Annotated in this window: 8 protein-coding genes and 1 pseudogene; 7 read left to right on the forward strand and 2 right to left on the reverse strand. The window is 34.1% G+C overall.

The window, feature by feature from the left end:
- Window positions 1-777: 777 nt before the first annotated feature.
- Both IGI46_RS23470 and IGI46_RS23475 read left to right on the forward strand, forming a co-directional pair.
- Window positions 778-966 carry an Ig-like domain-containing protein gene (locus IGI46_RS23470; RefSeq protein WP_429969609.1) on the forward strand — a complete coding sequence of 63 codons (189 nt, stop codon included), beginning with the start codon at window positions 778-780 and terminating at the stop codon, window positions 964-966.
- Between the two features lie 465 nt (window positions 967-1,431).
- Window positions 1,432-3,651: a MucBP domain-containing protein gene (locus IGI46_RS23475; protein WP_429965467.1), complete on the forward strand. Its 2,220-nt coding sequence runs from the start codon at window positions 1,432-1,434 to the stop codon at window positions 3,649-3,651.
- A 329-nt stretch (window positions 3,652-3,980) separates the two neighbouring features.
- On the opposite strand, the pseudogene IGI46_RS23480 reads toward IGI46_RS23475, so the two are convergent.
- A pseudogene (locus IGI46_RS23480) lies at window positions 3,981-4,243 on the reverse strand (recombinase family protein); the annotation flags it as partial.
- Window positions 4,244-4,258: 15 nt separating this feature from the next.
- The gene (locus IGI46_RS23485; protein ID WP_429974391.1) at window positions 4,259-4,822 is read right to left on the reverse strand and encodes a DUF1361 domain-containing protein; all 564 of its coding nucleotides are present in this window, start codon (window positions 4,820-4,822) and stop codon (window positions 4,259-4,261) included.
- Window positions 4,823-5,880: 1,058 nt separating this feature from the next.
- On the opposite strand from IGI46_RS23485, the gene IGI46_RS23490 reads away from it, so the two are divergent.
- The 5 genes from IGI46_RS23490 (at window position 5,881) to IGI46_RS23510 (ending at window position 12,579) form a co-directional block, all read left to right on the forward strand.
- Window positions 5,881-8,445, forward strand: coding sequence for a Cna B-type domain-containing protein (locus IGI46_RS23490; protein ID WP_429965465.1), 2,565 nt, complete (start codon window positions 5,881-5,883; stop codon window positions 8,443-8,445).
- 606 nt (window positions 8,446-9,051) lie between these two features.
- Entirely contained in the window at window positions 9,052-9,219 is a 168-nt protein-coding gene (locus IGI46_RS23495) for a hypothetical protein (RefSeq protein ID WP_429965464.1), read from the forward strand.
- On the forward strand, window positions 9,176-10,795 hold the full coding sequence (locus IGI46_RS23500) for a glycosyltransferase (protein ID WP_429965463.1): 1,620 nt from the start codon (window positions 9,176-9,178) through the stop codon (window positions 10,793-10,795). The genes IGI46_RS23495 and IGI46_RS23500 overlap by 44 nt, the downstream gene beginning before the upstream one ends.
- A 691-nt stretch (window positions 10,796-11,486) precedes the next feature.
- A complete protein-coding gene (locus tag IGI46_RS23505; protein ID WP_429965462.1) occupies window positions 11,487-11,675 on the forward strand; it encodes a hypothetical protein in 189 nt (62 codons plus the stop codon).
- Window positions 11,676-12,372: 697 nt separating this feature from the next.
- Complete coding sequence (locus tag IGI46_RS23510) at window positions 12,373-12,579, forward strand: hypothetical protein (protein ID WP_429965461.1); 207 nt, start codon at window positions 12,373-12,375, stop codon at window positions 12,577-12,579.
- Window positions 12,580-12,754: the final 175 nt, after the last annotated feature.

Here is a 12,754-nt window from a genome sequence, read left to right on the forward strand (position 1 = left end):
GCTTATCCCAAAATCCTACATCCCCAGTACATTGTACGTTCTTCACAGATTACCTACTCGTTGGGAGCACCTGGAACCTACCCTGTTTCGGCAGGGGTGACTCACTCAAATCCCATCACGGTCCATCGAAAGTTCACTTACGTCAACTAAGTATATTTTTCCTAGCAGCATTATCGGATTGTTCTGACAGCTTCACACTCCAAAATTACTTTTAAGCATGATCTGGTATGGATATTACGAGTGGAAGCAATAGCTCTATTAACAATTTTATAGACGATTTTTCAGGTCACAAATCCCCTTGCCGAGGCAGCTGCCAAGAAGTATCATGCCGTTGTAAGATCTACTATGAGGTCCGTTATTACTAAATTTGGTGTGTGACAGAAAATTAAAATTAACTCCAAAAGAAAGAAAAACCTTTATAAAAAATGGTGAAATTGATATACTAATATTAGTAATCATGAAAGGAGTGCTAAAAATAGGTAATAAATATTTAGATGTCTTAGATTGTTGTTGATAATGACAACGAATGTTATATCGTTGCTAACAGCAGTAAACTAAACAACAAAGTAAGCCAATTCGCACCAACAAGAAAAATCTGAAATTGATACGAGACATGAAAATCACAATCTAGAAGAGGGCGCTAAACCGAGGGTATCCACGGTAAATACTGTCGCTCTAAATGAATTTATTAGTATACGAGTTACTGATTCCTTTGATAATGTCACAAATACATCAATAGGGGTATAAGATTCATTTCGTATTTATGGAGGTTTTACAATTCCGAATGATCAAGTGAGTGCTGGGGATGCAGCAAAAATTACGTTGCCAAACACGCTAACTTTTTATGCAACAGAAAGTTTTGATGCTAAAGACAGGGAAGGAAATGTTGTAGCGAATGCGGTTATTGATCCTGATACAAAAACAGTTGTATTAACTTACAAAGACTATCTAGAAAAATTCAGATAATTCTGGCATATTTTTTCCGAGCGGAAGTTAATACTGAAATCATAAAGGAAATAGAGCCTATTAGTGTTGATGTTGATGGAACAGTAATTATTAGTGTTATATGCAATTCAAAAAAAAGGGGAAATTCATATTATTTTTCAAGAAATTATCTTGGGGTACATGGAACATAGAAACGAAATAGTACGGTAATATACACAAGCCGAAAATGGCGAGTATTTTTCTAATTTTTAATCTCAGCACAAATGAAGTATTTTGGGAAATCTTCATTTAGGACTTATAAGCGCAGAGGGGGAAAAATCTCTATAACCAATATTTTCGCTTTTTTTGCCGTCATTTCACTCCTTAAATTATCAGTTCTCCACAGGAAGAACTTGTGTACCTAACTTTTACGTGAAAATGGGCCGATGATAGTGCAGTCACGTGATATCCAAGATAATTCAAAGAAACAATTAATGGGAGGATACAATGAAAAAATCATATAATTTGTTATGTATAGCCATAATATTTTTAGGTCAATTATTTTTACCGGTTTCTGTTTTTGCTGAAACAGCAACTAATAATAGCGAAGCAATTGATACCTGGATGCCGGATAAAAACTTACAAAAAGCAGTTGCTGAAAAGTATAATGTTGATGTCGATCATTTAACAAAAGAGCTATTGGAAAATAATAAAGAATCATTTGTGGATCTTATGTTAACTGACGACCTTAGTGCAGCAAACGAAAGTGGACGTTATTATGTAGAAAATTTGGAAGGGTTACAATATATTTCAGGAATGTTATACGCTGATATTAGCTTATATCATACGACTAATACGAGTATGAGTATCAATCAATCCTATTTTTTAACTATCAAAAATGATTCAAAAAGAAATCATGCGATCTTTAATGAAAACTATAACCCAGATTTCACCAATTTCTCTTTGTTTTGGGATTATTTAAATGATGATAATGCGTATTCTTCTTTTTCTCTATCTGACAATACATCAATGAATCGAATAACTAATTTACGTTTAGAAACATCTATCGATGACTATAGAAAAATAGTCTTGCCTATTTCTGATTTTTATCAAAAAGGAACCCCTTTTTCAGATTCATATAGTGGGGCCCGTTTGTCCATATATCCGTTAGAAGCAGTATGGGATAATGATTTTGATACAACAGAAGAGGAAGAAAATCCACTTAATTTTTTAGATTATGTATATGTTTCTCAAGAAGATACCAAGTTAGTTTATGCTATATATTTGGAAGATGATAACCTTGTCTTTAAACTAAAGAAAGGTGAACTAAATCTATCCGATATAGACTTAGATAAACCGTTTAGCACTAGTTTATCGTTTTATCATATGTTAATACCTACTAGAAGTCTATTAGGCAATTATCGTTTTAGTACACAATTAAACACAGACATATATTTAAAAAAACCTGTGAATGTAGGGGAGAACGTGACCGTTCAGTACCAAGATACTGATGGCAATACGATTGCTCCTGATGTGATAAAGTCTGGAAATGTTGGAGATAGTTATACAACAGAGCAGCTAACGATTGACGGATACTCATTTAAAGAAGTTAAGGGAGCAGCTACCGGGACATTTACCACAGAACCACAAACAGTTACCTATGTTTACACGAAGAATCCTGTTAAGGGCGCTGAAGTAACTGTTCAATACCAAGATACTGACGGTAATACTATAGCGCCTGATAAGATAAAGACTGGAAATGTAGGGGATACTTATACTACAGAGCAACTAACGATTGACGGATATTCATTTAAAGAAGTTAAGGGAGCAGCCAGCGGAACATTTACCACTGAGCCACAAACGGTTACTTATGTTTATACTAAGGATCCTATTAAAGGTTCTGCAGAAGTAACTGTTCAATACCAAGATATTGATGGTAATACTATAGCGCCTAATAAGATAAAGACTGGAAATGTAGGGGATACTTATACTACAGAGCAATTAACGATTGACGGATATTCATTTAAAGAAGTTAAGGGAGCAGCCAGCGGAACATTTACCACTGAGCCACAAACGGTTACTTATGTTTACACGAAGAATCCTGTTATAGGTTCTGCAGAAGTAACTGTTCAATACCAAGATACTGATGGCAATACGATAGCGCCTAACGTGATAAAGACTGGAAATGTTGGAGATAGTTATACAACAGAGCAGCTAACGATTGACGGATATTCATTTAAGGAAATCAAGGGAACAGCCAGCGGAACATTTACGACAGACCCACAAACAGTTATCTATGTTTATACGAAGAATCCTGTTATAGGTTCTGCAGAAGTAACTGTTCAATACCAAGATACTGATGGCAATACGATAGCGCCTAACGTGATAAAGACTGGAAATGTTGGAGATAATTATACAACAGAGCAGCTAACGATTGACGGATACTCATTTAAAGAAGTTAAGGGTGCAGCAGCCAGCGGAACATTTACCACAGACCCACAAACGGTTACTTATATATATACAGATAATCAGGTACCTCCTGTAAATCCTTCAGATAGCAATTTAGTGAAGACTACAGGAAACACTGTACCTGTCAATTCAAAATCAACAATGAAGCTTCTTCCTCAAACTGGTGAATCAAAGACTATATTATTCACACTACTTGGTGGGGTTATTCTAATCATTGGAGTATATATATTTATTTCAAAACAAAGAAAACTTAGATAAAAAAGTTCATTTAATAGTTGGTTTTTGATCAACTGGTGTTGATGAGGGGAAATCAATGGAATAATACAAGCGGCCAGGCAGCTCTTTTGCCTGGCCGCTTGTTTATCGTAGGTATAATCTTAATATCTTCTGTTAGTTTTATATCGTATTTTCAACTCATTATTTGATCTGATCTCTTGAGAGTGTACTCTTAGTATTCTTCTTTCTAGTTTGATACCATTTCAAAACTTACATAAAAAAAGAATCTTGGAGAGTAGTTAGACGCAAATGAAAAAAAGATCAAAAAGGTTCTGTTGCAGGATCAACTGCAGATCGTTCTAAAATTTATGTTCAAATTCTGCAAAAGCTGCGAACAGTAAGGCATCAATTGACCAGTAGAACTAGATTCATCCATCGGAATATTTTCTTGTAGACTATGGAAAGTAACCTCACATTCGTTCACTCTATTTAGAATCGAAATTAAATCTTCCATTTTTCTTCCTAGTCGATCCAATCGCCAAACAACCGAGGTATCTCCTGAGCGAACAAAATCAATCGTTGTTTCTAAACTAAATCTTGTAATTTTTACCCCACTCATAGGATCAGTGAATACATTCAGTATCAGCATTCATTCTCTTGAAGATAAAACGAAAAATAAAATAGTCTGCAAAATAGTAAATAGTAAAATAAATGCCATGGAGTCCAAACGAAAAATTGTAGGAACAGCCTGCAATATTGATACTGGATGGTTTAAAACATTCACACTATTAAATCTTAAAAAACGTCCCAAAAAAACACCAATACTAATCAAAAAGAACAGGATAAAGAGTATTGTCAGATTTTTATTTCGTGTAAGTGAATATTTTTCCGATAATAATCTTAGAATAGCTTGTTCACTTTGTACCCCTAAAATATATAGGCTTAAAATTCCGCCTACTGCTAAGACAAACATCATCCAAATTAAAACATTCTCTGACATAACTAGATTGGACGAAGTATAAAAATTGATGCGATTCAAGTGAACTAAATCTGTTAATAAATAAGCATTGTTAGGAATAAACAGAATATAAAAGATGAAGAATAGTGTGGTTCTTTTTTTTTGAAATCTACCTTTCATGTAAGAATAAATTTCTAATGGTAAGTAGGCTAGTAAAGAGTCAATCAGTAAAAAATGAATGGGTAAATCATACACATAAAATGGGATAAGAGCAATAATGTAGATGCTAAATAGGATTCTGATGTTCTTTAGGTTATTCATAGTTCTCCTTTAAAAAACTGAATTCATTTTGATATATCTTATGTCATTGTTTTAATATAAACAGGCTTTTTAAAATAGTGATTAGTACACAGCTGAAAGTAGCACTGATTGGTCCAAAAGAAAAAGTGATAGAATAGGATTCTTGAAAATAATAAAAGCGTTACCAATAGTTACACTCCATATCCGTTTTTTATCTAACCCTTTTATTAAATTCTAGATTTTACGTACCTTGAAAATTCGGATCTGCACACGGCTGGTTATGAGCCGGATGCTGTTTCAGTGTAGATTAATTGAGCACCTCTGTGATTCAACGAATCAATTTGAAAATCTAAATTTCGTTCAAAAGTTGAAACTCGAGCATAACTAAATAGTTTCTCATGCTAAGAAAACCTCCCTAAACTTATGATAACTAAAGTATATAGGGAAGTAGAATTAGGGACAAGAAAAGTAACGTGATAGACCAAATAATGATCTAAATTTTTATGAAACATTTATAAAGAATACTAACCGTACAAAACTGGCAGAACCCTGCTGTTACATCATAATAAAAAAGAATAGCAGTGATCTGGAATGAATCAATTATAGTGTTAATTTATTGAATTTTGTGTGATTAGATTTTTGGTAATCGCTCACTTTTTACATCCAATCTTCCATGAACGGAAGAGTCCCAACTAATTCATGAATAAATCGGGCAGGATTCTCTTTTTATGTGAGTATAGGAAATAGATATATCCAAAGTAAGTTGAGTAATGTTATAAGTAGTTATGTGTTTTGATCCTTTCGAGGATTAAAGTGTGAGTATAGGCAGTCCACCTATACTCTTTTATTTTACTGGCATTTTTTACTAAGGAAATTAATCGAAAAAAACTTTCTATAATTAAAAATAAACTAAATCAATGAATGTGAGTACTTCTTCCACTAGCTGTTTTGATATAATTGTGAAGAACAAGTGGATAAACTTAGAGATAAATTAACTAAGGAGAACGAAGTAAATGAAAAATAAACTAACGACTTATCTGAGCATATTTTTGATGATGACTTCCTTTTTAGCAGCACCGTTAACGGTGTTGGCAGAGACAAATGATAGTAGTGGTACACAAGCAACACAGTCAGAAAGTATGCAGCCAGCAGAAGCAGCTAAAAGTACGGGAATCACAAAAGAAAAGGCTGATCAACAAGAAAATCCTCTGAAAAAAAGTGAGGAAGTAACGACTAGTAAATCTGATACTTTGAAAAATACCCAAACAGATCAAAAACAAGCATCAGCAACTACTCAATCAACGAACCAACAGACACGAGCGCCAAACCAGACGAAAAGTATACAAGAGCCTGAGGTAAACGCAGAGGAAAATAGTTTGAGTATAACATCATCTTTGAGCTACCCCTCTGGTCAAGATTACGTAGTAGCTACTTCAGATTGGTTGACAGTTGCGATGGATTTAACTTTACCAGCTATGAAAATGGGAGATACAGTAAAGCTCACCGTGGCCAATTCAGATTGGGCATATTCTGACCAGCCGTTTGTTGTTGGCGATTATACAATAATACCTGATAGTAAAAAAGATGGCACTTTTATCATAAAAGCAAACACAGATACCTTAGCGGAGAACATAAAGCTAGATATTAACATTAGATACAAAGAAAATCTCTCTTCTTCTAAAGTAACACAAGAACTACCCATATCTATTCAATATCAAAATCAAGTTAGCAGTGATAACAAATATGTTGAAATTCATCGATTTAAAGATACTATACCCAAAAATGAATTCATCAAAAAAGTAGCGTATGGGATAAATGAAGACGGGAATGCTTTATGGGGATTATATTTTAACTACAATAATTTCAATTTAAGAGGTAATGATACGGTTCCCTTTATCTTTAAAGATATTTCTGACAAAGGACAAAAAATCATTCCGGAATCAATTTTGGCATATGATGTTTCTAAACCTACACTAGAAGTTGATGGGTCTATGGAAAGAAATCCAGACCATGATGAATATAATTATATGGTATCAAAATATTTAATAGATCATGTGAACGATGGAATTCTTGATATTCAGTCGAATTCGTCCAATCCATTGGGATTAGATGATATAACAAAATCTTTTTATATATTTTTTGAAACTAAGCCGGAAAAACAACCAGAAGTGGGAGAAGTGCTTTCGAACAAGGTCAATGTTCAAATAGCAGGGGAAAATGGAGAGACTCAAAAAGATGAGAGCGAAGCTTCTGTCACGATTCCTCCTATTAATAATGGTGAACAGTTTATTAAGATATCGGGCACTAAGACTTGGGCAGACAATGATAACCAAGATGGCAAACGTCCGGATAAGATCACTGTAAATTTATTAGCCGATGGACAACAAATTGCTACCAAAGATGTGACTCAAGCGGATGGTTGGGCGTACGAATTTAAAAATTTACCAAAATTCAAGAACGGCAAAGAGATCGGCTATACAGTCACTGAAAATCAAGTAGCGGATTATAATACAGACATTAAAGGCTTCGACATCACCAACAGTTACACCCCAGGTAAAACTAGTATTTCTGTTACCAAGCAATGGGAAGATGCCAATAATCAAGACGGCAAACGTCCAAATAGTATTCAGGTTCAATTAAAAGCAAATGGCGAAAGTCAAGGACATCCTGTTACATTAAATGCAGCGAATAATTGGACCACGACTTGGAATGATTTGCCGCAAAAAGCCAAAGGACAAGACATTGTCTATACAGTAGAGGAAAGTGCCGTTCCAGGCTACATTACAACAGTGGATGCCTCGGATAAAGGCAATGTGAAGATTGTCAATATCCATACACCAGAATCAACCGAAGTGAAGGGAACAAAAACGTGGGCAGACAATGACAACCAAGATGGCAAGCGTCCGGACAAGATTACCGTCAACTTGTTAGCGGACGGGCAACAAGTAGCTGAAAAAGAAATTACCGAAGCTGACGGATGGCAGTACAACTTTTCCAACTTACCGAAATTCAAAAACGGAAAAGAAATTGTATATACTTTGACTGAAAATGCAGTAGAAAATTATACAGTAAGTATGGATGGGTACAACATTACCAATACGTATTCACCAGGAGAAGTTAGCGGAACAGTGACCAAGCATTGGGAGGATAGCAACGATCAAGCTAGGGTTCGTCCAGAAAGTATAAAAATCCAACTTTATGCTAATGGGAAGGAACAAGGTAAGCCAGTGGAAGTCAAAGCCAAAGACAACTGGACATATACTTGGACACATTTAAAAATCACTGATAAAACTGGAAAAGTGATTCAGTACAGTTTGAAAGAAATTGGTGTTCCAACTGGTTACACAGCAGCAATCACTGGGGAAAATACAGGAAACTTGCTAATTACTAACACATATACACCAGTAAATTCTACCAAACCAAACCAACCAACAAAACCAGAAAATTCAACTATACAAAAGTTCGAAAAATGGTTGCCAAAAACAGGGGAAGAAAAAGCAGCCTGGTTAACTATAATTGGCGCGTTCTTAGTTTGCAGTGTCGTTGGGTATCTTTATTTTAGAAAAAAAGCCAAATAATATTGAATAAAAAACGAACGATTATTATCTAAAAGATATTAACCGTTCTTTTTTTTAGTCCTTTTCTTTCTTGTCTTGTACGGTTGTATGAAGAATCCCGAAATGTTTAAAAAATCGCTCGATAGAATATATGCTTTGGTTTAGGATAGGCTGTTGATATACTTTTAAGTTTGGAATAGTCCAAAACAAAAATGCAGGGGCGGACGGTTCATCACTGAAGAATCCCACCTTAATTCCTAAGGAGTGGGAATTCAGTGAGTGAAAAATAAGCTAAAGACCTTTAAAACTTGCAATTATTATCATTTTACAATATTTTGTTTAAATTATATATTTTTTTATATGTCAGACTTTGATAGATGTACTCTTTTTTTATAACACAGGAAAGATTTTAATATCTGAGCTATAGGGACAGTCTTTACAGTTATTAGAGTAGTATATTTATTTGTTAAAATTGTCAAGAAGTCATTTACATGTGTCCCCGTCTTTTTTTCTTCGTTGAAAATAGGAAGAAAATAATTTTTTTGTTGAAAATAAAGAGAAAATAACTTATGATAACAAAACAGAAAAAATTATTTGCGTAGTATAACGAAAAGGGGAGGAATACGGTTGGATTTTTTAGCAGCGCTGTTTGAAAATGATTTGCATTCTCTAGATTTGATGAAAATTCCGATCTTATTAGGATTGTTGATTGTTGGAATTTCTGTTTTTTCGCTGAAAGGGATTGGGCAAATTGAAAAAAATAAAAGGGAAAAAAGAAATAAAGAAAAACGGTAGTCTGTATATATGGATACTGATTGTTTGGGGAACCTTGAGCGCCTTCGGTTTAGTTGCCTTCATTAATACAATTCTGCAGAATAGAGCAATGCATGTATCTGTATGGACAATTATACTTTTAATTGTAAATACTATTTTCATTCTATATTTTTGGTTGAATGGAACCAAAGATATCGTTTACATTTTCTTTTATCAGTTTAAGTATAAAAAAATGCAAAGGCAAGAACTAAAGGTGTTGGAAACAGAGTTGCTACCCAAATACAAGGATGCGCGTGTTTTGTTGCTTTACTGCACTTGTAATGATTTTATAGAAGAAAGCTTATTCGCTTCTATGAATCAGAAATATTCAAATTATAAAACAGTTATTCTGGATGATTCCAGTGAAAATCAGTACAAAGAACGAATTGATAATTTTGCTCAACTTCATTCAATTGAAGTGATAAGAAGAGAAAATCGTAAGGGGTATAAGGCGGGTAACTTGAATAATTATCTAGTCGGTCGTGAGGATTATGATTTTTTTGTTATTTTAGACAGTGATGAAATTATTCCAGAACATTTTATTGCTAAGGCCTTACAATACTTTTCCTATTATCCAGAAGTAGGACTGTTACAGGCAAATCATATATCGACTAGAAACAGAACGAAATTCATGGAACGTTTTTCTGTAGGAGTGGATGCACATTGGCCAACCTATCAAGCAATGAAAGAAAGATATGGGTTTATGTCATTTTTAGGACATGGAGCAATGATTTCTAAAGAATGCTTTGAATCAGTGGAACGGTTTCCGCATCTTGTTGCAGAAGATTTGTGTTTTTCCATAGAAGCTAAAATTAAAGGATATTTTACAGCGTTCTCTACTTTTATTGTATGTGAGGAAGAATATCCAGTAGATTACTTTGCCTTTAAAAAGAGGCACCTGAAATGGACAGGGGGAAATTTAGAATTTATAAGCAACTATGCAAAAAAATTATTTTACAGCAAAAATTTACGCTGGTTTGAAAAATTGGATGTGGTTCTATTCACGTTTAGTTTGCCAATGTCTACAGTATTCTTTCTATTTTTGATTATCAATTTAATCCTGCTGCCGTTATTGGGTGTGAGTGCAGGATATCCGTTATGGCTAATGACACCGACAATCATATTCTTGTACGCGCCCACAATTAATGACATGGTCTATTTATTAGGACGTTATCCGTTCTTTAAAAGTATTGGATACTTATTTTCTGCATTCCTTCTATATGGTTCACTATATTGGATCAGTTTTTATGGAGCAACAAAAGCATGGATTGGGATTAAACCAAAATTCATTGTAACGCCGAAAGAAAATCGACAGTATTCATTAGTAGAAATAATAAATGGCAATATTCAAGAAATTCTATTTTCTCTTGGATTGATGGTTTTGTCTGTTTGGTTTACGAAAAGTCTATTGCCAGTTATTCTAATTGTTCTCCCAAGCCTATCTGGAATTTATCTAACTTCTTTGTGTAAAGAAAAGAGGTTAGATAAAAATACAGGTGATAAAAAAGAGGAAAATAGATCAATGAATACTGAAGAATTTGAAGAAGGAATTGGTTAATCGTTAGAATGATAGTTGCAGATCGTTAAGTGTACAGAAAAAGAGGATTTATTGATAAGTTTATGGGTATAAAACCAGTGAAATTTCAAAGTTACAGTCCAAAGAAAGTGTACAAACACATAATTTTTGTACACTTTCTTTGTATGTCTTGAAAAGCACTTGCTATCATCGAGTGGCGACTAAACATATCTTTAACTTAATTGGTAGAGCATACGACTCATAACCGTTGGGTCACAGGTTTTGATAGTGCAAGGGTACATGAAATCCAGAATCTAACAAAAGTGTTAGATACATAAATGAGTAAAGTCACATATTTTTGCTATGCTTACATAAGATGCGAGATATCTGAAAAAATATTGGAATAATAGTTATAGAAGTAATAGCTGTAGGTCATTTTGGATATAAGTATTACTCAGAAACGTATAAGACTGAAGTTGCTTACGCTATCATTCCAAATGAAGTATCAGAGAAAGAACTCGCAGCAGATGCTGATAGGAAATAACTATTCCTATAATTACAAGTTTGGATTCGTAAAGAAAAATGGCAATGTTCAGGAAGTCGAGTATGACTTGTCAAAGCTTAGATTAGTAAGAAAAGGATAGTTTTTGATTCAAAGAAAGTATTTCTGAAATGACAAAATCTTTATTTGTAAAGTTAAACTGGTCCAGTTGATAAGAATTGAGGTGATAGGATGAGCACATTTGGAATCATTGGAATGGTCACTTTTTTAATCGGAATGGCTATTTTTTTATTCGGTAAACAATTTATTCTTTTGAGGGCTTTTTTTGGTGATAGAAGCATGTTTTACCAATTATTTTGGGGAACTATTATTGCTATAATCGGATTAGCGATAATGTACTTCGCCGGTGTATTTCATTAACAATTACCAAATAGATCATATGGAAAATTAATTTCATAAAAAAGACAGTTTAAACTACCTATCTTTAGCTAGCACAAGTTTTCTCCCGTTAACTGCAGCAAGTGGTTAGCTCGTTTTTTAAACAAGCTATCCATGCGGTTAAATTATAGACTTGGATTTTCAATTTAAGTGCAACACATAAAAAATAACTCATAAGGAATATTCGACTAAAATAGGTTTGTCTAAAAACACTACCAGGGAGAATTCAATTATAAATTCTTATCACAAACCACAGATTGCTGTTTCATCGTCGTACACTTCCTGCTTCGAAAGCTACTAACATGTATTTCTTTACAAAGTATGCTGTAATTTACTTGCGAATATGGAAGATTTCGGATGCTAGAAACGCGAAAGCCTTACTCGGTCCTGAGTAAGGCTTTTTCTCTCACTGGATACAACGTACAATTTGCGAGTTATAGTGAAGCTGTTTTTTCAGTTGTCGACCCAAGTATCTAACTGGTGAACGACTAGTGTGTTGCTAGAATTACGAAACCCACGACACAATGAAAATCATGCGAACCGAAGTGAAGGTAATAGCTGTAGCTGAATATGGCAAAATTTTTTTTAAACAGGTGAAGTTGACGAGAGTGCGCCAGAGTATATTAAAGAAGCAAAACAAAAAATTGATTATTATCAGCTAGATAAGGAGGAAAAAGCAATGATCATGAGAATTGATAAGGCCAAGGCAATAAAGAATGTCGAATTAGCTACAGCTCGTGAGGAAGGGCTGGATCAAGGAATAGACATCGGAAAACTAGAAGTTGCAGTAAATCTCTTAAAAATGGGTATGGCGTCAGAACAAGTTGCTCAAGTGACCAGATTGAGTCTGAAAAAGATCAACGAGTTGAAGAAAGAACAGGGCTAAGGATCGATCGTAATTGTTGGTAACACAATTTTAATGCGTTGATTTGCCAAGGGAAAGGCATTGAAGAAAAATGCATTCTACCAGTTACGAATTTTGTTTTACAAGAAAATACCTTTGCTGAAGTTTTACAGTTTTAGTTACAGGAATTAATGGAATGACTTTTTTCAGTAAGTCA

This window comes from Enterococcus sp. AZ163 (assembly GCF_050498925.1).
In the GTDB taxonomy this organism is placed as follows: domain Bacteria; phylum Bacillota; class Bacilli; order Lactobacillales; family Enterococcaceae; genus Enterococcus_A; species Enterococcus_A ferrettii.